Genomic DNA, 24,089 nt, shown 5'->3' with positions numbered 1-24,089 from the left:
AAGCCGGAGCATCTGCCCCGGCTTTTTGCTGTTTGGCGATTGGAAATCGCTGGCCTCAGAAGAAGCCGAGCTTGTTGGGGCTGTAGGAAACCAGCAGGTTCTTGGTCTGCTGGTAGTGATCCAACATCATCTTGTGGGTTTCACGACCAATGCCCGATTGCTTGTAACCGCCAAACGCTGCACCAGCCGGATAGGCGTGGTAGCAATTGGTCCAGACGCGACCCGCTTCGATGCCGCGCCCTGCTCGATAGGCAAGATTGGTATCGCGGCTCCACACGCCAGCGCCAAGGCCATAGACCGTGTCATTGGCGATCTCGATGGCTTCCTCGACCGTCTTGAAGGTGGTGACGGATACGACGGGGCCGAAGATTTCCTCCTGGAACACCCGCATCTTGTTGTTGCCTTCAAACACCGTCGGCTGGATGTAGAAGCCGTCTTTCAGATTGCCGGAGAGCGATTTCTTGTCGCCGCCAGTCAGCACTTTCGCGCCTTCCTTTTTGCCGATTTCGAGATAGCTCATGATCTTGTCGAACTGCTCTTGCGAAGCCTGAGCGCCGATCATGGTGGCGGCATTCAGCGGGTCATCCTGGCTGATGGCTTCGACGCGCTTGATGGCCTTTTCCATGAAGCGATCATAGATCGATTCGTGCACCAAAGCGCGGGACGGGCATGTGCACACCTCGCCTTGGTTGAGCGCAAACATGGCAAAGCCTTCGAGTGCCTTGTCGAGGAAAGCATCATCCTCATTCATCACATCGGCAAAGAAGATGTTGGGGGACTTGCCGCCCAGTTCCAGCGTGATGTTGGTAACGTTATCAGCGGCATAGCGCATGATTTCCTTGCCGACCGAGGTTGAGCCGGTGAAGGCGATCTTGGCAATGCGGTTGCTCTGCGCCAGCGGCTTTCCGGCCTCAAGGCCAAGGCCATTGACGATGTTGACGACACCCGGAGGCAGCAGATCCTCGATCAGCTCCATGACGAGCAAAATGGACGCTGGCGTCTGTTCTGCAGGCTTCAGAACCACGCAGTTACCAGCAGCAAGCGCCGGTGCAAGCTTCCATGTCGCCATCAGAATCGGGAAGTTCCAGGGAATGATCTGGCCAACGACGCCAAGCGGTTCGTGGAAATGGTAAGCGACCGTGTCATTGTCGATCTGACCGATCGAGCCTTCCTGTGCACGGATACAACCGGCGAAATAACGGAAATGGTCAATCGCGAGCGGAATATCGGCATGCGTTGTTTCGCGCAGCGGTTTGCCATTGTCCCATGTCTCGGCGCGGGCAATGAGCTCGAGATTGTCTTCGATGCGCTGGGCAATTTTTAACAGAATGTTGGAGCGTTCCGTTGCGCTCGTCGTTCCCCAGGCGGCGCGCGCCTTGTGCGCAGCATCCAGCGCAAACTCGATATCGCTGGCGTCTGAACGGGGAACTTCGCAAATCTTCTGGCCTGTCACGGGTGACAGGTTATCCATATAACGTCCGGATTTCGGCTCCACCCACTGGCCGCCGATATAATTTCCGTATTTCAATTTGAATGGAGCTTCGCCGGCTCTTTGCTGGACCTGAATGTTCATGCGTTCATCCTCCCTGATGAAATGCGACCTGTATCGGACCGCCTGGGGAGGATGGTGAACCCAGAATTCTGCCCTTCATAGGGTGCCGCCGCAATACCGCAGTGCACAGTGTTTCACATATGCGACAGATGCCCCTTAGTGAACAGCGAGCCTCTTCATCTTCCGGTGAAGCGTGGCGCGGCTAATCCCCAGCAGAGTTGCGGCCTTGCTGATATTGCCCTCGGCACGCGCCAGAACCCGGCGAAGCGCTGCACGCTCGGCCTCAGCCAGCTCTGCCCCCTTGTCATGGCGCTCTTCCCGCAGGGCATCAGATGCTGGAATACCAGCAGCCAGATGCGCATCATCCAGCTTCAAGGCCAGACGTGCAGCCCGCGTTGCACCGAGAATGATATCATCCTGATCCACGGCCAGAAGCGACAGCGCAGCCGATTGACCAGATGGCAGCATGAGGATGCGGGCACCGGGGAATGCCGCCCGGAACAGATTACCCTCGATGCGCTGGGCAGCATCACGCACCGCCTGGGTCAACATCGAGAATGTCAGATCATTGACGTCATCGCGGCAGGTGGAAATATCCAGTGCGCCGGTGACATGGCCGAGATGATCGCGAATGGGCGCGGTGGTGCAGGAAAGATTGATGTTGGACGAGAAAAAATGCTGGTCGCGGTAGATGGTCACGGACCGCTCATCGGCCAGCGCCGTGCCGATGCCATTGGTGCCGACACTCGCTTCGCTCCAGACGGCACCAGACCACAGGCCAAGCCTGCGAAAATCCCGGTCGTCGGTCGCCGCACCGCGCCGCTCCAGCGCAACGCCATCCGCATCCGTCAACAGAAGGCAACACCCGGCCTTGCCGACGCTCAGAAAAATGCGGTCCAGCTCGTCGGCACTTTCGGCAATCAGGCGTGCCGAGATTTCCCGGGCGCGGCGAAACTCCGCATCGCCCAGGAAGATGGGCTCGCTGCTTTGTTCAGGTGCCAGATGGTGCATGGTCATGCACCGCCGCCACGATGCGATGATGGGTGAACTTGCCGCAGCCGAAGGCTGGCTGGCGCTTCGATACACGTGGTCAGCATGTGCCGTGCCGTTGGTCATGATCTCCTCCCGATCTTGAACCGATGGTGCACCTGATGCGTGTCTCTTTCAACGAAAAAAAGCGTCATCCGTGTTGATGCGGCCCGGTTGTCAGGCATAAGGCGTGGCTGGGACGCAGGCCGGGGCTGAACGGACTTGCCTTTAAACCGTCTTTATACTATAGCGCCCGCATCCGTGTAGACACCCTTGGAGGCAACGCGGGCGAGACGGCTTTTGAAAGAGCTTTCTCCAGTTTGCTCCGGCACGCCGGAATGAACTCTCCAGACAACCTAAAAGGATTATGCCATGAGCAAAGAATCGTATGAGCTCAAGGCCGAGGCGCGCGAACGAGTTGGTAAGGGGTCCTCTCGTGAACTTCGTCGCAACGGTTTGATTCCTGCTGTCATCTATGGTGACAAGCAAGCCCCGGTTTCTATCGCTATCTCGACCAATGAAGTCACCAAGCGCGTTCAGGCCGGTGGTTTCATGACGACTGTCGCAACGATCAACGTTGACGGCCAGATCTACAAGGTCCTGCCAAAGGATTACCAGCGCGACCCAGTCCGCGATTTCATGATGCACGTCGATTTTCTTCGCGTATCTGGCAACTCGCAGGTCACTGTTGAAATTCCAGTTCACTTCATCAACGAAGAGAAGTCTGGCATCAAGACAGGTGGCGTTCTGAACATCGTTCGTCACACAATCGAAGCCCACGTGCCTGCGGATGATATTCCTGAAGCAATCACTGTTGACCTCGATGGCTTCAAGGTCGGCGATAGCATTCACATTTCGCATATCAAGCTGCCAAAGAACGTTTCTCCTGTCATCACTGACCGCGACTTCACAGTTGCGACAATCGCTGCACCAACTGTTGCAGTTGTTGATGAAACGGAAGAAGCAGCCGAAGGCGCTTCCGAGTAATCTGTTCAGCGCATCTGCGCTGTCCATCGCTCTCTCTTCAATGCCTCGCATCGCAAGATGCGGGGCATTTTTTATGGACTTTTTCCACAACGAAACAGCAACACCAGCCGTTTCGGCCTTGTCTTCAGCAAGGGTTAATCATGCCCGGAAACGATAAGTCAAAGCTTTGGGTTTACGACTTTGCGTATTGTCGGTTGTAGAGCCACGCCAAGGCTTTGCACCGACTATCGGACGCGTCGTAATTCGAACATGAAGCTTTTATCGCATCTCTGCGGCAAGGGTTTGAAGGACAAAGGACGATATAGCTGCAGATGACCCATTCCGTTGAAAGTCGCTTTATCGCGATTGTTTCCGGCGCACTTCTTGCGTTGGTCGCGCCGCTTTTTACTATTCTGCTTATGATTTCCCACCATGAGTCGGTCGCCACCCAGCGAGACCGCCTGGAAATCCTGCTGGTTGCCAATTCGCAGGCACTTGGCCGCCCGCTTTGGGACCTTGATGACGAGACCATCAACCAGATCACTGGCACACTCGTTACCGATCCCGCCGTCTACATGGTGAAAGTCCGCGATACGCTCGGTCATCTGGACATTACCCAGACAGCAGGTTCCGTTGCCTCAGGCGATACGTCCTCAATCTCACGCGACATCAATTACAAGAACCTGGATGGTGAGACAAAGGTCGGCACCATCACCGTTTTCTTTCAAAATGTTGGACTGTTCAATTCGCTGAGCAATATCGAGCTGGCCTTCATCTCGATTTTCATTCTGGCGATCTTCACCCTGTTCACCGCAGCCATCATTGGCAACCGGCTGATGGTGATGAAACCCTTGCTGCGGCTGACTGCGGCCATTGAGGCGACACGCAGGCTCGGCTCCCGCCACCATGTCGACTGGCGCTCCAAGGACGAAATGGGACGGCTGGCGCGCAGCTTCAATGAAATGCAGATTCAGCTGGAACGGGAAGAACAGGAAATCAAGAAGGCGCATCTGCGCACGACAGAGATTTACAATCGCACCCCGGCCATGTTGTTCTCCCTCGACCCGGCAGACCGCATTGCCGCCGTCAGCGATTACTGGGTGGAGGCCACAGGCTACCAGCGCGAAGATGTTCTGGGCCGCAGTTTCGCCGAACTGATCGTCCCCGAAGATCGGGCGCGGTTTGTCCTGCGCAAACACCATGAAGCAACAGCTGACGCCATTGCGGGCAGTTCCGAACTCACGCTCCATTTTCAATGCGGCGATGGCCGCCACATGGACGTGCTGATTGCGGAAAAGACGCTGGATCTTGGCGATGGCCACCATCGCTCCGAGGGCTTGAGCGTCATGACCGACGTGACCGAGCTTCGCCGATCGGAGCAGCGCAATCGCTTGCAGGCCATTTCCGACCATCTGACCGGGCTCTTCAATCGCCAGGGCTTTGAAGCCATTCTTGATGATAAGATTCTCGAGGCCGATGCGAACAATACCGAGCTTGCCTGCCTGTTCATCGACCTCGACCGTTTCAAGATGATCAACGACAATCTTGGCCATGCGGCGGGTGATGCCGTGCTCCAGACCTTTGTCGACCGCTTGAAGGGGCTTCTCACCCCGCTCGATACGGCATCGAGGCTGGGCGGTGACGAGTTTGCGATCCTGCTGACAGGACCGATGGCTGATGGACGCGCCAACAAGCTCTGCGATGCCATTTGCTCGATTTTCGACACGCCTTTCGACGCTGTCGGCCACAATGTGCGCCTCAGTGCCAGTATCGGCCTGGCGCTTTACCCAACCCACGCAAAAACGGCATCCGAACTTCTGCAAAATGCCGATATGGCCATGTACAGCAAGAAGCGTGCGGGCAAGAACGGCGCGCAGATGTTCGATCCCTCCATCATGTCGCAGGCGCGAGAGCGCGCAGACATTGAGCAGGATATTGAACAGGCGCTGGAAGGCGATTGGCTGGAGGCTCATTTCCAGCCCATTCGCAACCTGACCAATGGCGAGACAGTTGGCTTTGAGGCATTGATGCGCCTCAACCACCCACGCAAGGGCATTCTGTCGCCCGCAGCCATCATCAATGTTGCCGAAGAAAACGGCACGATAAGGCGCATCGGCAACGCCATCCTTGAACACGCCCTGCGTGACCTCGCCGCTATTTCGCATGTCCCCGCCTATTTCAACGCCTATGTTGCCGTGAATTTCTCTGCGCTTCAGTTCGAACCAGGTTTGCCCACACGCATTGCCGGCCTGCTGTACCGTTACGGCATTTTGCCCAACCGGCTTGTGGTAGAAATTACCGAAGCCGTGCTGATGCATGACGACCCGCAAATTCGAGCCGTTCTGAGCGCCATCCGCGAACTGGGATGCCGGATCGCGCTGGATGACTTTGGCACCGGTTATTCGTCGCTGAGCTATCTCAACCGCTTCCCGATCGATATCATCAAGATCGACCAGTCGTTTACGCGCTCCATCCGGGACGAAGTGGCGGAGATTAGCCACAGAAGCCGCATGCTTGTGGAAGGCATCAACGCCATTTCGCACAGAATGAACTGCATCGTGATTGCCGAGGGAATTGAGACAGCAGAAGAGGAAGCGATGCTGAAAGATATTGGCGTAGATTGCGGACAGGGATATCTTTACGCAAGACCGCAGCCCATCAGCACCTTCATGGCTGCTTTCGAACAGCAGGGACTACCAAGAACGGCAAATGTCAGGACGTAACGTCATCGGGGAGGATGAACGTCAATGTTGCGAACTCTATTAGCACTGCTGTTGTTTGCCGCGGCTCTACCGGCCTCAGCCGAGCGGCTGCACATTTCAACTGAGAACTACCCGCCCTACAATGTGAGGGACAGCCAGGGACGCCCGAGCGGCGTCTATATGGACCAGTTGAAGATCATATTTGAGCGTAGCGGCATTGAATATCAGGCGGACATATTGCCCTGGGCTAGAGCTTTGGCCTTGGCCCAATCCGAACCCATGCACTGCGTTGCTGCAGCAGCCCGCACGCCTGCGCGCCAGCCCCTGTTCAAATGGGTTTTCCCCCTCCATACGGATCGCAACATTCTGGTTGCGCGCAAGGACCACAGCCTGCAGATCAACAGTCTAGAGGATGCCAAGGCCTATGTCGTGGGAACGCAGCGGACCGACTATACCGAATCCGTTCTGAAATCCCTAGATTTCAAGCGGATCGATCTCAGCGCGGATTTTGACACGACCCTGATCAAGCTGGCGGCGGGGCGCATTGATCTGATGCCGATGTCTGAAAGCTCTTTAAACAAACTTGCGCCCGGCGAGTTTGTGGAAGTGGCTGTTCTGACCCACCAGAGCCTCGGCATGGCGTGCAATCTTTCTGTTCCTGACCCTCTGATTGCCAAAATGCAGCATGTCCTCAATGGCATTATTTCGGACGGAACCCAGCGCCAGATTTTTGAAAAACAGGGCCTCATAACGCGTCCCTAGCCAAAAGCCGCGACAAAAGCGTTGACTTCCGCTTGATTTTTCGATGGTGAAGGCATCGGTCCAACGAACGAAGCGGAAGCGTCCATGATCATCATTGCAGGCCTTGGCAATCCCGGCACGCAATATGCGGGCAATCGCCACAATATCGGTTTCATGGCTGTCGATGCACTGCAACGCCTGCCCTCTTTTGCGCCCTGGTCGAAAAAGTTCAAGGCGGAGATTTCCGAAGGCGAGATCGCAGGGCAAAAAGTGCTTCTCCTCAAGCCTCTGACGTTCATGAACCTTTCAGGCGAATCCGTCGGTGAAGCCATGCGCTTCTATAAGGTCAAGATCGGCGACATCATCGCCATCCATGATGAGCTGGATCTGGTTGCGGGTCGCGCCCGCATCAAGGTTGGCGGTGGCCATGGCGGTCACAATGGCCTCAAATCCATCGATGCCCATTGCGGCAAGGAATATCGCCGCCTGCGGCTGGGCATCGGCCATCCCGGCGACAAGGAGCGTGTCAACGGCCATGTGCTGGGAGACTTCGCCAAGGCCGACAAGGTTTGGCTGGAGCCGCTGATCGATGCCATTGCCGACAATGCCGAAATGCTGGTGAAAGGCGAGGATTCGCAGCTGATGAACAAGCTGGCGCTGGCCGCTGGCGTGAAGTCAGAGGAAAAAAAAGTCGCGGGTCCCTCTAAGCCCGCCGGCCAATCGCACATCCACGCGGCACGCAATTTCGCCCAGCCGAAGAAGCTGCCGGAAACCGGACCCATGGCCGAAATGCTGAAACGGATGTTTGCCAAGAAGGACTGAGATCGTGGGCCGCAAGTACATCGCCGCTTGAAACTTTTCGCAGCATACCCATTTCACGCTGATGAAAACATCAGACGCCGATCGCCGCTCATTTCCTGCATCACGCGAATATCTCGTCCATGCGTGAGGATATTCCCCACCAGACCATGGCGCAGCTTTTGCGACGGCTGCCTGACGAACTGCCGGAAAACGTCACGCTGGCCGGGCTGCTCGATAAGCTTGGCGACAAGGCGATTGCCTTTGTCTTGCTGGTCTTTGCTATCCCCGCCATCATTCCAACGCCGGGCATTCCAGCAGGCATGATTTTCGGAACGGCGCTTGCCATCTTATCGCTGCAGATCATTTTCGGCGCGAAGAGCATGAAGCTACCAGCCTTTCTCGGTCGCCTGTCAGTGTCGCGGTCCATCATTGAATTGACGGCGGAAAAAGCCGCGCCGCGTCTGGCGAAGCTGGAAAGCCTTTTGCGCCCGCGCGGCCATGTGCTGACCCGAATGCTGGGCTCGGCCGGGCTTGGCATTGTCGTCTTCATCATGGCGGTGCTGATCGCACTGCCCATTCCGTTTGGTAACGTCCTGCCGGGTCTCGCGGTTCTTGCCATCGCCTTGGGGTTGGCCCAGCGCGATGATGTGGCTGTGCTGGTGGGGCTTGTTCTCGCCGTTCTCTCCGTGCTGACAAGTGTTGCGCTGATCTATGGCGGTTGGGCGCTCATTTCGGGCTGGCTCGGCATGGGGCAACCCGCCGTCTAAGCTGCTTTTGCGGGGAATCCTGAACGTTTGCGGCTTCAAGGCTTGACCTTGCCCTGCCCTTTCCGCAAAAGGCTCGACTAACGGAATTCTCAAGAGAACAGAGGCAGGTTCAAGCCATGGGCTTCAAATGCGGTATCGTCGGTCTGCCCAATGTGGGCAAATCCACACTTTTCAATGCGCTGACGAAAACAGCGGCTGCACAGGCGGCAAACTACCCGTTCTGCACAATCGAGCCCAACACGGGTGAAGTGGCCGTGCCGGACCCACGCATGCGGGTTCTGGCCGATATTGCCGGTTCCAAGGAACTCATTCCCACACGCATTTCCTTCGTGGATATTGCGGGCCTCGTGCGTGGCGCATCCAAGGGCGAAGGTCTGGGCAACAAGTTCCTTGCCAACATTCGCGAAGTCGATGCCGTGGTTCACGTTCTGCGTTGCTTCGAAGATGATGACATCACCCATGTCGAGGGCCGCATCAACCCTGTTGGTGATGCTGACACAATTGAAACCGAGCTGATGCTGGCCGATCTGGAGAGCCTTGAGCGTCGCGTTGAGCAGACCCGCAAGCGCGCCTCCTCCAAGGACAAGGATTCAATGGCGCAATTGCCCGTCATGGAAGCGGTTATCAAGCTGCTCAACGACGGCAAGCCTGCCCGTCTTTTGTTGAAGACACTGGCAGACGACGAGATCGAAGTGCTGAAGGGCCTCAACCTTCTGACATCGCACCCCGTTCTCTACGTTTGCAACGTGGCGGAAGGCGATGCTGTTGATGGCAATGAGCACACCAAGGCCGTGGCCGAAATGGCCAAGGCGCAGGGTGCAGAATGCGTTATCATCTCTGCTGCCATCGAGTCTGAAGTGGCGCAGCTGCCAGAAGAGGAATCCAAAGAATTCCTGTCGGCTCTAGGCCTTGAAGAAGCCGGTCTCGACCGCCTGATTCGCGCTGGTTACCAGCTGCTTGACCTCATCACCTACTTCACCGTAGGCCCCAAGGAAACCCGCGCCTGGACGATCGTGCGCGGCACCAAGGCACCCGGCGCTGCTGGCGTGATCCACACCGATTTCGAACGCGGCTTCATCCGCGCCTTCACCATTGCCTATGACGATTACGTCGCCTTCAAGGGTGAAGTCGGGGCCAAGGAAGCAGGCAAGGGCCGCGATGAAGGCAAGGAATATGTGGTGCATGACGGCGACGTCATCCACTTCCGCTTCAACACCTGATTTGACCATCTATTGAAACAAACGGCCCGCGCTTCGTCGCGGGCCGTTTGCGTTTTGGCCAACCAAAATTCTGCATGCGTGCGCCTATTTTACCTTTACGTAAACCGCCAAGCTAGTTTACGTTCTAGTCGAAGTCAGCGAAGGAGGAGCTCGCGAGTGAAATATGCCTTTGAAGATTTTACGCCCGGTCGGAGTTTTCCGCTTGGGCCGAAAACAGTGACTGCAGATGAAATCATTGAATTTGCGATGGAATTCGATCCTCAGCCCATGCACCTCTCTGAAGAAGCAGGCAAGGCCAGTATTCTGGGCGGGCTTGCGGCCTCAGGTTGGCACACATGCGGCATGTTGATGCGCATGACGGTGGACAGCTACATGAAGGACGCGCCATCACAGGCGGGGCTTGGCGTCGATTTTGTCGAATGGAAAAAACCGGTTCGGGCCGATGACACGCTGAGCGGCACATCGACCGTTGTCGAGCAGCGCGTGTCCCGTTCGCGCCCCGATATGGGCGTTATCAAATTGCGACATGAATTGCAGAACCAGCGCGGTGAGACGGTTTGCGTGGCGGAAGTGAACGCCATGCTGGCAACGGCAGGGAAAGCGGAATCATGAAATTTATCGAGCTTTACCCGACGGATCTGAAACTTGAACTCGGTACGGTCCATTTTTCCGCCGAATCCATCATTCGCTATGCGACGAAATTCGATCCGCAGCCGTTCCATCTCGACGCTGACGCGGCAAAGAACTCGGTCTTTGAAGGTCTCTGCGCATCCGGTTGGCAAACCAGCGCATCATGGATGAAGTGTTTTCTGGCCTATTGGGGCAAAGAGGTCAGGCGCCTGACCTCGGAAGGTATCGAACCGCCCAAGCTTGGCCCCTCCCCGGGCTTTCGCAACCTCAAATGGCTGCGCCCCGTCTATGCCGGGGACGACGTGACCTATTTCGCAACGATGATCGCATCACGCCCACTGGCATCCCGGCCCGGCATACTTTTGAACACGACCCTCAACGAAGGCGTTAACCAGCACGGTGAGACGGTTGTGACCTTCGAGAGCAATGTTCTGGAATTCGAATAGGGCGACGCAATCCCGGCGTCGCCCTTGCCGTTCAAGGGCGATCCGGATCAGTGACCGGAAAATTCCACCAGCGTCCGCACGTCGACACCGAGATCCTCGAGCTTCTTGCGACCGCCGAGATCCGGCAGGTCGATGACGAAGCAGGCGGATACGATCTCGGCACCCATCTGACGCAGAAGCTTGACCGCACCTTCAGCCGTGCCACCGGTTGCGATCAGATCATCCACCAGAATAACCTTCTCGCCGGGCTGTACGGCGTCCACATGCATCTCCATCTCATCGACGCCATATTCCAGGCTATAGGCCACGCGCACCGTGGTGTGCGGAAGCTTGCCCTTCTTCCGGATGGGCACGAAGCCAGCGGACAGTTGATGCGCTACGGCACCGCCCAGAATGAAGCCACGTGCTTCCATACCAGCGATCTTGTCGATCTTCATTCCAGCATAGGGCTGCACCAACTCGTCGACAGCACGGCGAAATGCACGCGGATTGCCGAGCAGCGTGGTGATGTCACGAAAGATGATACCGGGCTTGGGATAGTCGTTGATGGAACGAATGGCAGCAGCAAGTTCCGAGGCAATAGCGGTCATGAAAATTCCGATGGTTTCAGGAGGGGTCGAATGTCCTTCGACTTTACCCATTCGGACGCGGCAGACCAATAGACAACAACCGAAAATTCATCGTTGTGACCACGGGTTTAACAGCTTCTGATATCTCACAAAGAGAAAAGCCCTCCCGGTCTAACCGAGAGGGCTTCCAACTCATCAATGCCGAGACGATCAGTGCTCTGTTCTGGAATAGACCGACTTCTTGGTCAGGTAGATCAGTGCCGTGAAGATCAGCAGGAAGATGATGACCATGAAACCGGTGCGCTTGCGCTCTTCCAGATGCGGCTCTGCAGCCCACATCAGAAACGCGGAAATGTCCTGCGAATACTGGTCCAGCGTCTGCGGTGTGCCATCGTCATAGGTCACCTGATCATCGCTGATCGGCGGCGCCATCTTCAGCGCAATCGCGCTGTTGAAGTATGGATTGAAGTGCGTGCCTTCGGCAACTTCAATACCGGCTGGCGCTTCCTGATATCCGGTCAGCAGAGCATGGATATAATCCGGTCCGCCTTCCTGGTATCCACCGACAACAGGGATCATGTCGATCAGGAACTGCGGAAAGCCACGCTCGATACCGCGCGCCTTCGCAAGCAGCGACATATCCGGTGGTGCAGCGCCGCCGTTAGATGCCGCAGCCGCTTCCTTGTTCGGGTAAGGCGACGGGAAGTGGTCGGATGGAACTGCCTTGCGGGTGAACATTTCACCATCGGCGTTCGGGCCATCCTGCACTTCATATTCGGCTGCGAATGCTTTGACCTGTTCGTCCGAATAACCAAGATCTCCCAACGTGCGGAAGGACACGAGGCTCATGGAATGGCAGGCGGAACAGACTTCCTTGTAGATCTTCAATCCACGCTGAAGCTGTGCCTTGTCATACTTTCCGAATGGACCAGCGAAAGACCATTTTTCTTCATGCGGCTTGAGGATGGGGAAGTGCCCACCCGCAATCGCATGCTCGGTCTGCGCCTTCAGGTCGTGGCCCTCTTCTGCGGAAACCGCAGAACCGAAGCCACCCATGAGAGCGATAAGCGCGATGCTCGTTACAAGCTTTTTCATTGTAATCGTCCTTCTTTCGCGCTCATATCTTGACAGCAGCAGCAGGCGCCGCGGCAGTCTTGCCGTTCTTTTCCAGAACAGCCTCAGTGATGGAATTCGGGATGCGCCTTGGCGTCTCGAACAGGCCGAGAAGCGGCATGATGACCATGAAGAAGCCGAAGTAGTAGAGCGTTCCGATCTGCGAAAGCGTCACGTAGGTGCCTTCTGCAGGGCGCGAGCCGAGCCAGCCGAGCATGATGGAGTTCACCACGAAGACCCAGAAGAACATCTTGTACCATGGGCGGTAGACAGCCGAGCGAACCTTGGATGTATCCAGCCATGGCAGGAAGAACAGAACCACGATCGCACCAAACATCACCAGAACGCCACCGAGCTTGGAATCGATCGGGCCGACATTGAAGGTAATGGCACGCAGCATGGCGTAGAATGGCAGGAAGTACCATTCCGGCACGATATGCGCAGGTGTCTTCAGCGCATCAGCCATGATGTAGTTATCAGCGTGGCCGAGGAAGTTTGGCATGTAGAAGACGAAATATGCGTAGACAAGCAGGAATACGGAAATGCCCAGCGCATCCTTCAGCGTTGCGTAAGGCGTAAACGGAACGGTGTCCGTCTTCGTCTTGACTTCAACGCCTGTCGGGTTGGTCTGGCCTGTCACGTGCAGCGCCCAGATGTGAAGGATAACCACACCGACGATCATGAAAGGCAAGAGGTAGTGAAGCGCGAAGAAGCGGTTCAGCGTTGGCTGGTCAACGGCAAAGCCACCGAGCAGGAACTGCTGGATCCACTCGCCCACGCCCGGAAAGGCAGTGAAGAAGCCGGTGATAACGGTCGCGCCCCAGAAGGACATCTGACCCCAGGGCAGAACATAGCCCATGAAGCCGGTTGCCATCATCAGAAGGAAGATGACGCAGCCGAGAATCCAGAGGATTTCACGCGGCGCCTTGTAGGAGCCATAGTAAAGGCCACGGGCAATGTGAAGATAGACCGCAATGAAGAAGAAGGAAGCGCCGTTGGCGTGCATGTAACGCAACAGCCAACCGTGGTTCACGTCACGCATGATCTTTTCAACGGAGTTGAACGCAACCGTCGTTTCTGCGGCATAATGCATGGCCAGCACGACGCCGGTCAGGATCTGCACGATCAGCATGACGGCGAGCATGGCGCCGAATGTGTAAGCGTAATTGAGGTTACGCGGCACCGGATAGGCTATGAAACTGTCATAGACCATACGTGGTAGCGGCAGGCGCGAATCGACCCATCTTTCGATACCGGTCGAGGGCTGATAACTGGAATGACCACTCATTTAAATGTCCCCTTATCCGATCTTGATCACGGTATCGGATGTAAATGCGAAGGTCGGAATGTGCAGGTTTTCCGGCGCCGGACCTTTGCGAATTCGGCCCGCCGTATCGTAGTGCGAGCCATGGCAGGGACAGAACCACCCGCCAAAATCACCGGCCTGACCCAGCGGAACACAGCCCAGATGCGTGCAGGAACCGACCATGACGATCCAGTTTTCCTTGCCGGCACCGGCGGAGCGATCAACATCTGTCGCCTGCGCTGCGGCGTCGAGGTTGGCGTTGCGCGCAACCGGATCTTTCAACTCGGCCAGCTGGACGGCGTTTGCTTCTTCGATCTCTTTCGGCGTGCGGTTACGGATGAAGATCGGCTTGCCGCGCCATTTGACAGTCAATGACATGCCCGGCTCGACGCTCGCCACATTCACTTCGATAGATGCAAGCGCCAGGGTGGACGCATCAGGGCGCATCTGGTCGATAAATGGCCAGACAGCAGCGCCAACGCCGACAGCGCCCGCCATGCCCGTTACCAAATAGAGAAAATCGCGACGGGTGGGTTCACCCGCAGCGTCATGATCATTTACGTGCTCACTCACCGCTACACCATCCTCTGCGCTGATTTCGTTGAAAGTCGCATGAGTCCTCCAGCTCTGTTTTGATCCAGGACAAACTCGATCCCCCGCGCCCTGGTTCGTGCGCGACAATAAATCGCGCCTATTCTGCTTGATCGCAAAATATCGCCGACCTTGGCAAGAGCAAAGCACATAAAGCTGCCGTAATTCTACGTTCCGCCCCATTTTTTTCACCCTTTTCCGCCGTGGCTGTCCATCCTGCAACATTGTGCGGAGATAAGGCCCATGCTAATCAGAATCAGGGAGAGCCGACACACGAGGTTTTTGAATTGAAATCGAGGCTCACTTGCGTCACCGCCTGCGCGCTTGTTCTTGCGCTTGGCGTGATAAGTATCCGTTATATCGTTGATTTCTGGCTCCTGGGCTTCGTCAACAGCTTCCAGCTTCACATCGCAATCGTCACAGCAATTTTTGCTGCGCTTTGCCTTGTCGTGTTGCGGTCCCGCGTCTTTGTCATTCTGCTTGTCTGGGCGCTCACGCTCAGCGCACACGCGGCTTACATGCACACGGAATTCGTGACGGACGCCTTTGCTCCTGATGGTTCGAAACCCTTCCGCCTGCTCTCCTTCAACGTGTTGATGGACAATAGCGCGAACGCCGAATCAATTGCCGACACGATCCTCGCCTCGAACGCTGATGCCGTATACGTGTTGGAAGCAGCGGCTTTGACAGACGTCCTGCCGCGCCTTCAACAGACCTATCCCTACCGCCTCGGTTGTGGCGAAGGCACGCAATCCTGCGATCTTCTGATGCTCTCGAAACGCCCGCTGGAAAATGCCCGCGTGAGATCGTCCAGCTATATCAGCCGCGACCGGTTTGCGACGGCGATGGTCGATATCGATGGCATCAAGCTCACGCTTGCGGCAGCGCATCTGGCAAAGCCGTATTTCGATCAGTATCACCGAAATGAACTGGGCCGCATCCGCGCCAGGCTGACTGCCGTGAAAGGCCCGCTCATTCTCGCCGGTGATTTCAACTCGGCCAGCATTGCCCCTGACATGCAGGAATTTCTTCTGACGACCGATCTGAAAAAAGCGCCGTGGGAGCCTGCCACATGGCCAATTTCGGCGGGCGATTTCGGCATCGCCATCGACCACATCTTCGCACGAAAACCGGCAACCCTGATGAAGCTCGAACGCCTAGCTAACAATCATGGCTCCAACCATTACGGGCTGGTTGCCGATTTCGCGATAGCAGCGCCCTAAAGCTTTTCCGGCACCGTTGCGTCAGCTGGCAGAAAGCCGCCGGACTGGCGCGCCCATAGCTCGGAATAAAGACCGCCACTGCCCACAAGCTCGTTATGCGTGCCCTGCTCCACGATCCGTCCAGCATCCATGATGATCAGGCGATCCAGTGCGGCAATCGTGGACAGGCGGTGGGCGATGGCAAGCACCGTCTTGCCGCGCATCAATTCATCCAAATTGCTCTGAATAGCAGCCTCGACCTCCGAATCCAGCGCCGATGTCGCCTCGTCCAGCACAAGGATCGGCGCGTCTTTCAGCATCACGCGGGCAATGGCGATACGCTGGCGCTGGCCGCCGGAGAGTTTCACCCCACGCTCGCCCACATGGGCGTCCAGCCCCTTGCGTCCGCGCTGATCTTCCAACCGTTCGATGAAATCATCCGCCTTGGCGCGCCGGATGGCCGCAAGCAGTTGCTCTTCGGTGGCATCCATGCGCCCGAACATGATGTTATCTCGGATGGAGCGGTGCAGCAGCGATGTATCCTGCGTGACCATGCCAATATGGGCGCGCAGCGTTTCCTGGCTCACCTTGGCAATATCCTGCCCGTCGATAAGGATGCGACCCTGCTCCACATCGTAGAAGCGCAGCAGCAGATTGACGAGCGTGGACTTGCCAGCACCCGACCGGCCCACAATGCCGATCTTCTCACCCGGCTGAACATCGAGGCTCAAATGATCGATCACGCCCTTAGCGCGACCATAATGGAAACTGACATCTTCATAACGAATGCCGGGCTTAGAGACGACAAGCGCCGGGGCTGCGGGCGCATCAACCAGACTGATAGGCTGGGAAATCAGTTCCGCAGCATTCTGGACCGTGCCGAAATTGCGCATGATGCCGTTGAACTGCGTCATCAATCTGCCCAGCAGAAAATTCAGCCGCAGGACAAGTGCGAGCGTGAAGGCGACAGCACCGGAGCTGATCTTGCCGGATAGCCAGAGATCGATGCAAAGCGCCGCCATCGATGTAATCATGATGCCGGACAGCAAGGCCATGGAGGCCCGCACGCCGGTGATGAAGCGGGTGAACATCATGGTCTTGTTCTGGAACGTATCGAAACCATCGCGCATATAGCGATCATTGGCATCGTCACGCCCGAAAAGACGCAGCGTCTGGATGTTGCTATAGGCATCCACCATGCGGCCTGACAGCATTGAGGCCGCTTCGGCGGTTTCCTTGGAATGCAGCCGGATACGTGGCACGAAATAGCGCGCCAGAAGCGAGAATATTCCCACCCACAGCACGACGACAACGGCCAGCCGCCAATCCAGCCCGCCAATCAGAAACAGCATCGACACCGAATAGATGCCGACAAACCAAACGCTTTCCATCAGCGACGTGACGAGATCACCCGCCGCCTGCCCGCCAGACCAGACCTTGGTGACGATGCGGCCAGAAAAGTCATTCTGGAAAAACGTCAGTGATTGCCGCGCCACATGCATGTAGGATTGCCAGCGCACCAGATTATAGAAACCGGGCGTTATGATCTGTTGATCCACAAGCGCCGTGAGCATCGTCACGATGAAGCGGACAACGGCAATCAGAACCAGCATGCCCACCAGTTCATAGCCATGGCTGGCAATCAGCCCGGCCCAGCCCGCCCCCGGCTGAATGCCCGAAAGAATATCCACCAGCCGCCCGACGAACCAGAACAAGGCTGCCTCGATGGCCGCCGTCATGCCGCCCAGAACGAGCATGGCAAAAAACGGGGCCTTGGCTTGTCGCAGATAGAACCAGATGAATGGCAGCGTATCCTGCGGCGGCCGCAGATCATCCTTGCGATCGAAGGGTTTGATCCAGTTCTCGAAAAAGCGGAAAATGCGGGTAATGACCATGATCTGGATATAGGCGGAATCGCGGAACGGGCAAAGCGCAAGGCAGATTACATTTTTGTAATATGGCGGGTGGAGCGACTGAAGACACTGTACGCTCATGTCGATCGCTTAAGCAGCAGTTGACCCAACGTCATCCTCGGGCTTGACCCGAGGATCTAACGAACCCCCGCATCAAACGTGGTTAGATCCTCGGGACAAGCCCGAGGATGACGCCAAGGGGGAAGTCCCCCAAGGCCGAACCTACTCCCCTGCCGCCTTCATGTCGGGTTCCTCGTCAGCAATGAACCCACCGGACTGGCGCAGCCACAGGTCGGCATAAATGCCGCCATGCTGCACAAGCTCGGTATGCGTTCCAGCCTCAACGATCTTGCCAGCGTCGAGAACGATCACGCGGTCCATTTCTGTCAGCGTTGACAGGCGGTGCGCAATGGCGATGACGGTTTTGCCTTCCATCAGCGCAAACAGGTTTTCCTGAATGGCGGCTTCAACCTCCGAATCCAGTGCCGATGTCGCCTCGTCAAGAATGAGGATCGGCGCGTTTTTAAGGAACACACGGGCAATCGAGATGCGCTGACGCTGGCCACCGGAGAGTTTCACGCCGCGTTCGCCAACCTGCGCGTCCAGCCCGTGGCGACCGTGCATATCGACAAGTGTTTCGATGAAGTCCCACGCATTGGCACGCTTTGCCGCCGCAATGATCTCCTCATCCGAGGCGCCGGGATGACCATAGGCAATGTTCTCGCGGATGGTGCGGTGGAGCAGCGACGTATCCTGCGTCACCACGCCAATCAGCGCCCGCAAGCTATCCTGCGAGACGGTCGAAATATCCTGCCCATCGATGAGGATCTTACCCGATTCCAGATCGTAGAACCGCAGCAAAAGGTTCATCAGCGTTGTCTTGCCCGCGCCGGAACGGCCAACAAGCCCCACCTTCTCGCCGGGCTTGATATCCAGAGACAGGCCTTCGATGACACCCTTGTTCTTGCCGTAGTGGAAGCGGATGTTATCGAAATGGATTTCGCCCTTTGATGCAGACAGCGCAGGTGCATCGGCTTCATCAACGATATCGTGCGGCTTGGACATCATGCTCATGCCATCATAGACCGTGCCGATGTTTTCAAACAGCGATGTGACTTCCCACATGATCCACTGCGACATGCCGTTGACGCGCATGGAAAGGCCAATGGCGACCGCCAGCGCACCGACAGTCACCGAGCCCGTCAGCCAGAAATACAGGCCAAGCGATGTGGTCGTGAACATCACGAACGCATTGTTGATATCGATGGCGATGTTGAAGGCCGAAATCTTGCGCATCTGCCGGTGGACGGTGCCCAGGAACAGGTCCATGCCTTCGCGGGCATAAACCTCCTCGCGGCCAGCGTGGGAGAACAGCTTGATCGTGGCGATGTTGGTGTAGCTATCCACGATGCGGCCCGTCATCAGGGATCGCGCATCGGCCTGCTCACTGGACAGACGTCCCAGTTTCGGCACGAAATAGGTCAGGATGGAGATATAGATCGCCAGCCACACGACAAGCGGTATCACCAGACGCCAATCCGCAGCCGCCACCATGAATAGCATGGAGATGACGAAGCTGATCGCATAGACGAAAACGTCGATGATCTTCAACGCCACTTCGCGAATGGAGAGCGCTGTCTGCATGACCTTGGTGGAGACGCGGCCCGCAAACTCATTGGCGAAAAACGTCATGGAATGGCGCAGCAGAAAGCGGTGCATGTGCCAGCGGGCAATCATGCCGAAGTTTCCAGCCAGCGTCTGGTGCATCGTCATGGTGTGGATCGAGCCCATCAGCGGCAGCGCGACAAGGACGATGGCCGCCATGACGACCAGATGCCAGCCTTCATCCTGAAGAAACGTCTCGCGGTTGGCTGTCGACAGCCAATCAACGATATTGCCAAGGAACTGATAGAGCATCACTTCGGCAATTGCGATGCCCATCGACATCAGCCCCAACAGCAGCAGCCAAGGTGCGGCGGGTTTGACGTAATGCCACATGAACGGCAAAAGCTTAGCCGGTGGCACCACGGGCGTGGAAGCGGGAAATGGATTTAGACGTTTTTCAAACCAGCCGAACATGGCCAAACTCCGGACATAAAGAACCCGATGAAATGGCGCAGGGAGCTGAAATGCTCGCAGCCACAACGGGAATAAAATGGAATATGGCCGCAACAGCCACATGACGGGATTTTGAGAGATGCGGATCGACCGCTGAAAACACCTAGGCCTGCAGAGGCGCTACAAAGGCCGGGAGGCGATGTCGAACAATTTTATCCATCTGAACCTCCATGGCTGGTGTTGAAGTTGCGCATGTGTAGCTCAAAAAATAAGCATTGACCAGCACCAAACCACCACAAGTTTCAATGGGGTTGAGCCGTAACACGCCATTGCGACCGAAAGACAACAGATTGGCCAGCGCCGGTTCCTTGTTTCAAGCATTCCGGGCCATGGTAAGTCGCGTCAAGACCTTCAGGAAAGACATGAGCATGCCCGATATCAGGATCGCCCTTTACCAACCGGATATTCCCGGCAACACCGGCACCATTTTGAGGCTGGCCGCCTGCCTCGGCATCGGCGTTGATATCATCGAGCCAGCCGGTTTTGATATTTCCGACCGCAACCTGAAACGCGCAGGCATGGATTATCTCTCCACGGCGTCACTGACGCGCCATGTCAACTGGGAGCGCTTTGAAGAGTGGCGCGCCACCACCGGCCGCCGCTTGCTTCTGGCCTCCACCAAGGCGGCATTGCCCTATGTGAACGTCGAATACCGTGCAGATGACATTCTGCTGTTGGGCCGCGAAAGCGCGGGGGTTCCCGATCACGTCCACGACAAGGCCGATATGCGGCTGATCATTCCCATGATGGAAGGGCAGCGCTCCATCAACGTCGCCATGTCGGCCGCGATGATCACTGGGGAGGCTTTACGACAGACGGCCTGGCGATAGGTCCATCGCCATTTCGCGTCTAAATGTCGTAATCAGCCCTGTACGGCAGAGTGTTTCAGGCCTATATTCATTAGCCAACGAAAGAGTCCTACCTCCGAAAACTTTCCGCGCAGCATGTCGTCCGAAGGCTAGAACGGTTTCGGGCAAGGCAAGGTATTCACGATAGAAGACTGACGGACGGAGGGCGACCAAGCATGCAATCCACCATCATCATCGTCAACCTGCTCGGCGCTGTCGCGCTTCTGCTATTCGGCCTTGCGCAGGTCAAGGATGGCGTTACGCGTGCCTTTGGCGTGAAGCTGCGCATCGTGCTCGCAACCGGCACAAAAAGCGGGCCACGCTCGATGCTGTCAGGGTTTCTCGCCACCATTGCCTTGCAGAGTTCTACAGCCACGGCCCTGACCGTCTCGTCCTTTGCGGAGCGAGACCTCATTCGCCCGCGCATGGCGCAGGTGGTTCTTCTGGGCGCCAATATCGGCACTGCCGTCACAGCCTGGATTTTCGCGACAGGCGTTGCATGGCTCTCGCCCATGCTCATCCTGTCGGGCATCATTGTGCGCAGGGGCTCATCCAGCGCACGGCAAGGCGGCGGCACGGCGCTGGTGGGCGTTGGCCTGATGCTGCTTTCGCTGCACCTGTTGAGCGCCGCGACCGAACCGATGCGCGACTCCCCCGCGCTCGGCGCATTCATCGGCCTTCTGGATGATGCATGGCCAGTCGCCCTTCTTCTTTCCGCAACGCTTGCCTTCGTGTCATCCTCAAGCCTTGCTGTTGTCGTGCTGATCCTCTCGCTGGCCTCCGCTGGCATTCTCTCCACGGCGCTGATCATTGTTCTCATTCTCGGCGCCAATATTGGTGGCGCCATCCCGCCTGTCATCGCCACCCTCTCCGCCCCCGCATCGGCCCGGCGCATCACCCTCGGCAATCTTGTCGTGCGCACGGTGGGCTGTTTGATCGCCCTGCCACTCGCGGGCTTAGGTGCCCAGCTGCTACAACAGCTTCCGCTTTCACAAGACATGCTGCCGGTGGACGCCCATCTGATCTTCAATCTGGCGCTCGCGGCCATTGCCTGGCCGTTTTCAGGCCTTATCTCGGAGATGATGGCGAAGATGGTGCCGGATGACGCGAAAGCCGAGGAAGGCCAGCGTTTTCTCGATGCCAGCGCGCTGGATACGCCCGTCGTGGCGCTTGCCAATGCAACACGCGAAGTGCTTGTTGTCGGCGACACCATCGAACGGATGCTGATCCGCGCTGAGAACGCGTTCAAGCACAATGACCTTGCCCCCTTGGCCGAAATCGCCGCGCTGGAGACGAAGGTCGACATGTTGCAGCAGGATGTGAAGATCTATCTCTCTCAGCTGGGCCGCAAGGGACTGGATGAGGATGCCGCCCGCCGCTCGATCACCATCATCGATTACGCCATCAACCTCGAACATATTGGCGATATCGTCGAAAAGGGCCTGTGCGAGCAGATCCGCAAGAAAATCGTCAATGGCTTTAAATTTTCGGATGAAGGCTATGACGAGCTGAAAACGCTTTTCGACATGACCATCGAGAACCTGCGCGCCGCCCAGAGCGTTTTCGTGACCGGTGATTTCGATCTCGCCCGCCATCTGATGGAAATCAAGGTCGATATCAGACGGTTGGAAAAGCGGTCATCAAGCCGCCACCTCGAGCGCCTTCGCGACGGGCTGACGCAGAGCCTGCAAACCAGTTCGCTGCATCTGGACATCCTGCGCGATCTCAAGCGCGTTAACGCCCACATCGTTTCCGTGGCGCATCCCATTCTGGACCAGGGCGGCGTGTTGGGCGAAAGCCGGTTGCGTACCGTGGACAGCCGTAAAAGCTAGTCTGCGGAAGGCAGGCGGCGCATGGTGAACTCTATGCGGTCGCCATCCAGCGGACGCCAGCTTTCCACTTCCGTCCAGTAGGCGGCCTTGGGATACTCGTCGAACCACTCCCGCGCCTTGGCACGCGCCTCTTCGCGGGCAAGGCAGAAGGTCTGGCGCACGAACATGCCCTGTCTGTCATTCTTGCGGCCACCGGCAGCGGCGCGATCCTGCCTGTGGGCATCGATCCTGCGCTTCAAGCCATCCAGCGGCGGCGGGCCGGTAAATTTCGCCATGACACAACCTCTCTGTTCAAAAGATAGTGTGAAGTACGGGACTTGGCGACTCGAATTTGTATCGTTGCTGCACGACTGCTAAACCGGGCCAATCGCAATGATTCGACGCTTAGGAGATCGATATGGAACGGCCGGTTTTGCCAAAGGGCTTGCCTGACGACATCGAGGACAAGAAGGCACTTGCCAAAGCCTGGTTCGAGAGCCTGCGCGACACGATCGTGACCGCCTTCGAGACGATTGAAGACGAGCTGCAAGGCCCGCTGGCCGACCAGCAGCCCGGCCGCTTCGTTCAAAAGGAATGGCAGCGCGACAATGGCGAAGGCGGTGGCGGCAAGATGTCGATGATGGAAGGCCGCGTCTTTGAAAAGGTCGGCGTCCACACATCCACCGTTCATGGCGAGTTTTCGCAGGAATTCCGCAATCAGATACCAGGCGCGGAAGAAGACCCGCGCTTCTGGGCATCCGGCATTTCGCTGATTGCACACCCGGTCAATCCCAACGTGCCTGCCGTTCATATGAACACGCGCATGGTCGTGACCTCCAGCCACTGGTTTGGCGGCGGTGCGGACCTGACGCCGGTTCTGGACCGACGCCGCACGCAGGAAGACAATGACACTCAGATCTTCCACCGCGTGTTCGAAATCACCTGCAATCGCCACGCCGTGGCGGACTACCCCCGCTACAAGCAATGGTGCGATGAGTACTTCCATCTCAAGCACCGCAACGAGCCACGCGGCATCGGCGGTATCTTCTTCGACTGGCTGCACCCGGAAGAAGAAAAGGGCGATTGGAACGATAATTTCGCCTTCGTGCAGGATGTCGGCCGCGCCTTCAATCTGGTCTATCCGAAGATCGTGCGCAGCAATTTCAACCTGCCGTGGACGGAAGAAGACCGCGATGAGCAACTGATTCGCCGTGGCCGCTACGTGGAATTCAACCTGCTTTACGACCGTGGAACGATTTTCGGCCTGAAAACCGGTGGCAATGTCGACTCAATCCTGTCGTCGCTGCCTCCCGTGGTGCGCTGGCCTTGACAGATCACAAAAAATTTCCCGTTTGTTACAGGGTTGAGCAGTGAATACGAAATTTAGCTCTTATTAAGATTTGAAGGCAGTGATACGCTTCCAGTTGTAGATGGACTGGAGGAGATATCATGATGATTACTTCAAACAGCATGCCCATATCTGGCCTTGGCAATAGCCAATCCCAGGCTCTACCAACTCCCGAATTGATCAACCGGCTAGCCTTGGAGATGAGGGCGGTCGGCGACAGAGATTTGCCGCTTTCCTTTTATGCAGAGCAGGTCAAGCGCAGGCTTGCAAACGAAACTGCGGCCAATGATGACGGCGTTGCGCCGTCGCGTGCACCGGCAGCAGCCACATCATCCGTATTCCACTGCTGGGCACTTCGAGACACGATCTGACACGGAACCTTCTATCTTGCCGACCCGTTTGCTGATGCGCAGGGC

At 56.9% G+C, this 24,089-nt stretch carries 22 protein-coding genes; 13 read left to right on the top strand and 9 right to left on the bottom strand.

The features are described from left to right. Positions 1-55 precede the first annotated feature (55 nt). Positions 56-1,573 (bottom strand): aldehyde dehydrogenase, encoded by a 1,518-nt coding sequence (gene adh / locus RQI55_RS01625; protein WP_311272308.1) that lies wholly within the window; start codon positions 1,571-1,573, stop codon positions 56-58. A 135-nt stretch (positions 1,574-1,708) separates the two neighbouring features. Beyond that, positions 1,709-2,668: a helix-turn-helix domain-containing protein gene (locus RQI55_RS01620; protein ID WP_042617308.1), complete on the bottom strand. Its 960-nt coding sequence runs from the start codon at positions 2,666-2,668 to the stop codon at positions 1,709-1,711. Positions 2,669-2,953: 285 nt separating this feature from the next. Between RQI55_RS01620 and RQI55_RS01615 the strand changes: the two genes are divergently transcribed. The 8 genes from RQI55_RS01615 to RQI55_RS01580 all read left to right on the top strand — a co-directional run bounded on the left by RQI55_RS01615 (position 2,954) and on the right by RQI55_RS01580 (position 10,854). Further along, complete coding sequence (locus RQI55_RS01615; RefSeq protein ID WP_042617309.1) at positions 2,954-3,568, top strand: 50S ribosomal protein L25/general stress protein Ctc; 615 nt, start codon at positions 2,954-2,956, stop codon at positions 3,566-3,568. A gap of 311 nt (positions 3,569-3,879) precedes the next feature. After that, entirely contained in the window at positions 3,880-6,270 is a 2,391-nt protein-coding gene (locus RQI55_RS01610) for an EAL domain-containing protein (RefSeq protein ID WP_311272309.1), read from the top strand. Between the two features lie 24 nt (positions 6,271-6,294). Next, complete coding sequence (locus RQI55_RS01605) at positions 6,295-7,011, top strand: transporter substrate-binding domain-containing protein (RefSeq protein WP_311272310.1); 717 nt, start codon at positions 6,295-6,297, stop codon at positions 7,009-7,011. A gap of 84 nt (positions 7,012-7,095) precedes the next feature. Then, positions 7,096-7,812 (top strand): aminoacyl-tRNA hydrolase, encoded by a 717-nt coding sequence (gene pth / locus RQI55_RS01600; protein ID WP_311272311.1) that lies wholly within the window; start codon positions 7,096-7,098, stop codon positions 7,810-7,812. A gap of 119 nt (positions 7,813-7,931) precedes the next feature. Continuing rightward, complete coding sequence (locus tag RQI55_RS01595; protein WP_243255331.1) at positions 7,932-8,558, top strand: exopolysaccharide biosynthesis protein; 627 nt, start codon at positions 7,932-7,934, stop codon at positions 8,556-8,558. Between the two features lie 116 nt (positions 8,559-8,674). After that, positions 8,675-9,778, top strand: coding sequence for a redox-regulated ATPase YchF (ychF, locus tag RQI55_RS01590; protein WP_243255329.1), 1,104 nt, complete (start codon positions 8,675-8,677; stop codon positions 9,776-9,778). A gap of 156 nt (positions 9,779-9,934) precedes the next feature. Continuing rightward, positions 9,935-10,390: a MaoC family dehydratase gene (locus RQI55_RS01585; protein ID WP_311272312.1), complete on the top strand. Its 456-nt coding sequence runs from the start codon at positions 9,935-9,937 to the stop codon at positions 10,388-10,390. Then, positions 10,387-10,854, top strand: a complete 468-nt coding sequence (locus RQI55_RS01580; protein WP_243255325.1) for a MaoC family dehydratase — start codon at positions 10,387-10,389, stop codon at positions 10,852-10,854. Before RQI55_RS01585 ends, RQI55_RS01580 begins: the two co-directional genes overlap by 4 nt. A 47-nt stretch (positions 10,855-10,901) precedes the next feature. Here RQI55_RS01580 and RQI55_RS01575 read toward each other — a convergent pair whose 3' ends face one another. From RQI55_RS01575 to petA, 4 genes are all read right to left on the bottom strand, one after another. Next, positions 10,902-11,444: an adenine phosphoribosyltransferase gene (locus RQI55_RS01575; RefSeq protein WP_042617317.1), complete on the bottom strand. Its 543-nt coding sequence runs from the start codon at positions 11,442-11,444 to the stop codon at positions 10,902-10,904. Between the two features lie 189 nt (positions 11,445-11,633). Further along, positions 11,634-12,518, bottom strand: a complete 885-nt coding sequence (locus RQI55_RS01570; protein WP_243255323.1) for a cytochrome c1 — start codon at positions 12,516-12,518, stop codon at positions 11,634-11,636. Between the two features lie 22 nt (positions 12,519-12,540). Continuing rightward, a complete protein-coding gene (locus tag RQI55_RS01565; RefSeq protein WP_243255320.1) occupies positions 12,541-13,824 on the bottom strand; it encodes a cytochrome b N-terminal domain-containing protein in 1,284 nt (427 codons plus the stop codon). Positions 13,825-13,836: 12 nt separating this feature from the next. After that, on the bottom strand, positions 13,837-14,415 hold the full coding sequence (gene petA, locus RQI55_RS01560; protein WP_042617320.1) for a ubiquinol-cytochrome c reductase iron-sulfur subunit: 579 nt from the start codon (positions 14,413-14,415) through the stop codon (positions 13,837-13,839). A gap of 305 nt (positions 14,416-14,720) precedes the next feature. Between petA and RQI55_RS01555 the strand changes: the two genes are divergently transcribed. Further along, positions 14,721-15,656 carry an endonuclease/exonuclease/phosphatase family protein gene (locus RQI55_RS01555; protein WP_243255317.1) on the top strand — a complete coding sequence of 312 codons (936 nt, stop codon included), beginning with the start codon at positions 14,721-14,723 and terminating at the stop codon, positions 15,654-15,656. Here the strand turns inward: RQI55_RS01555 and RQI55_RS01550 are convergent. Both RQI55_RS01550 and RQI55_RS01545 read right to left on the bottom strand, forming a co-directional pair. Further along, on the bottom strand, positions 15,653-17,530 hold the full coding sequence (locus RQI55_RS01550) for an ABC transporter ATP-binding protein (RefSeq protein ID WP_243256935.1): 1,878 nt from the start codon (positions 17,528-17,530) through the stop codon (positions 15,653-15,655). The genes RQI55_RS01555 and RQI55_RS01550 overlap by 4 nt on opposite strands. Before the next feature lie 240 nt (positions 17,531-17,770). Next, positions 17,771-19,627 (bottom strand): ABC transporter ATP-binding protein, encoded by a 1,857-nt coding sequence (locus RQI55_RS01545; protein ID WP_243255315.1) that lies wholly within the window; start codon positions 19,625-19,627, stop codon positions 17,771-17,773. Positions 19,628-20,034: 407 nt separating this feature from the next. Between RQI55_RS01545 and RQI55_RS01540 the strand changes: the two genes are divergently transcribed. Beyond that, positions 20,035-20,496 carry a tRNA (cytidine(34)-2'-O)-methyltransferase gene (locus tag RQI55_RS01540; RefSeq protein WP_243255313.1) on the top strand — a complete coding sequence of 154 codons (462 nt, stop codon included), beginning with the start codon at positions 20,035-20,037 and terminating at the stop codon, positions 20,494-20,496. Between the two features lie 194 nt (positions 20,497-20,690). Beyond that, positions 20,691-22,346, top strand: coding sequence for a Na/Pi cotransporter family protein (locus RQI55_RS01535; RefSeq protein ID WP_243255311.1), 1,656 nt, complete (start codon positions 20,691-20,693; stop codon positions 22,344-22,346). Here the strand turns inward: RQI55_RS01535 and RQI55_RS01530 are convergent. After that, the gene (locus tag RQI55_RS01530; RefSeq protein ID WP_042617324.1) at positions 22,343-22,621 is read right to left on the bottom strand and encodes a hypothetical protein; all 279 of its coding nucleotides are present in this window, start codon (positions 22,619-22,621) and stop codon (positions 22,343-22,345) included. The genes RQI55_RS01535 and RQI55_RS01530 overlap by 4 nt on opposite strands. 122 nt (positions 22,622-22,743) lie before the next feature. Here RQI55_RS01530 and hemF point away from each other — a divergent pair, with 122 nt between their 5' ends. Both hemF and RQI55_RS01520 read left to right on the top strand, forming a co-directional pair. After that, the gene (hemF, locus tag RQI55_RS01525) at positions 22,744-23,655 is read left to right on the top strand and encodes an oxygen-dependent coproporphyrinogen oxidase (RefSeq protein ID WP_243255310.1); all 912 of its coding nucleotides are present in this window, start codon (positions 22,744-22,746) and stop codon (positions 23,653-23,655) included. Positions 23,656-23,774: 119 nt separating this feature from the next. Further along, positions 23,775-24,044 carry a hypothetical protein gene (locus RQI55_RS01520; protein ID WP_243255309.1) on the top strand — a complete coding sequence of 90 codons (270 nt, stop codon included), beginning with the start codon at positions 23,775-23,777 and terminating at the stop codon, positions 24,042-24,044. Positions 24,045-24,089 lie beyond the last annotated feature (45 nt).

The organism is Rhizobium sp. WCS2018Hpa-16 (genome assembly GCF_031843705.1).
GTDB lineage: Bacteria > Pseudomonadota > Alphaproteobacteria > Rhizobiales > Rhizobiaceae > Agrobacterium > Agrobacterium tumefaciens_C.
The sequence above is the reverse complement of the archived record's forward strand: the minus strand, read 5'-3'. Positions and strand labels throughout refer to the sequence as shown.

What these genes read in the sequence shown, in the direction of transcription:
- adh (WP_311272308.1), bottom strand. Translation starts at nt 1,573, where the DNA reads ATGAACATTCAGGTCCAGCAAAGAGCCGGCGAAGCTCCATTCAAATTG.
- RQI55_RS01620 (WP_042617308.1), bottom strand. Translation starts at nt 2,668, where the DNA reads ATGACCAACGGCACGGCACATGCTGACCACGTGTATCGAAGCGCCAGC.
- RQI55_RS01615 (WP_042617309.1), top strand. Translation starts at nt 2,954, where the DNA reads ATGAGCAAAGAATCGTATGAGCTCAAGGCCGAGGCGCGCGAACGAGTT.
- RQI55_RS01610 (WP_311272309.1), top strand. Translation starts at nt 3,880, where the DNA reads ATGACCCATTCCGTTGAAAGTCGCTTTATCGCGATTGTTTCCGGCGCA.
- RQI55_RS01605 (WP_311272310.1), top strand. Translation starts at nt 6,295, where the DNA reads ATGTTGCGAACTCTATTAGCACTGCTGTTGTTTGCCGCGGCTCTACCG.
- pth (WP_311272311.1), top strand. Translation starts at nt 7,096, where the DNA reads ATGATCATCATTGCAGGCCTTGGCAATCCCGGCACGCAATATGCGGGC.
- RQI55_RS01595 (WP_243255331.1), top strand. Translation starts at nt 7,932, where the DNA reads ATGCGTGAGGATATTCCCCACCAGACCATGGCGCAGCTTTTGCGACGG.
- ychF (WP_243255329.1), top strand. Translation starts at nt 8,675, where the DNA reads ATGGGCTTCAAATGCGGTATCGTCGGTCTGCCCAATGTGGGCAAATCC.
- RQI55_RS01580 (WP_243255325.1), top strand. Translation starts at nt 10,387, where the DNA reads ATGAAATTTATCGAGCTTTACCCGACGGATCTGAAACTTGAACTCGGT.
- RQI55_RS01575 (WP_042617317.1), bottom strand. Translation starts at nt 11,444, where the DNA reads ATGACCGCTATTGCCTCGGAACTTGCTGCTGCCATTCGTTCCATCAAC.
- RQI55_RS01570 (WP_243255323.1), bottom strand. Translation starts at nt 12,518, where the DNA reads ATGAAAAAGCTTGTAACGAGCATCGCGCTTATCGCTCTCATGGGTGGC.
- RQI55_RS01565 (WP_243255320.1), bottom strand. Translation starts at nt 13,824, where the DNA reads ATGAGTGGTCATTCCAGTTATCAGCCCTCGACCGGTATCGAAAGATGG.
- RQI55_RS01550 (WP_243256935.1), bottom strand. Translation starts at nt 17,530, where the DNA reads ATGGTCATTACCCGCATTTTCCGCTTTTTCGAGAACTGGATCAAACCC.
- RQI55_RS01545 (WP_243255315.1), bottom strand. Translation starts at nt 19,627, where the DNA reads ATGTTCGGCTGGTTTGAAAAACGTCTAAATCCATTTCCCGCTTCCACG.
- RQI55_RS01540 (WP_243255313.1), top strand. Translation starts at nt 20,035, where the DNA reads ATGCCCGATATCAGGATCGCCCTTTACCAACCGGATATTCCCGGCAAC.
- RQI55_RS01535 (WP_243255311.1), top strand. Translation starts at nt 20,691, where the DNA reads ATGCAATCCACCATCATCATCGTCAACCTGCTCGGCGCTGTCGCGCTT.
- RQI55_RS01530 (WP_042617324.1), bottom strand. Translation starts at nt 22,621, where the DNA reads ATGGCGAAATTTACCGGCCCGCCGCCGCTGGATGGCTTGAAGCGCAGG.
- hemF (WP_243255310.1), top strand. Translation starts at nt 22,744, where the DNA reads ATGGAACGGCCGGTTTTGCCAAAGGGCTTGCCTGACGACATCGAGGAC.
- RQI55_RS01520 (WP_243255309.1), top strand. Translation starts at nt 23,775, where the DNA reads ATGATGATTACTTCAAACAGCATGCCCATATCTGGCCTTGGCAATAGC.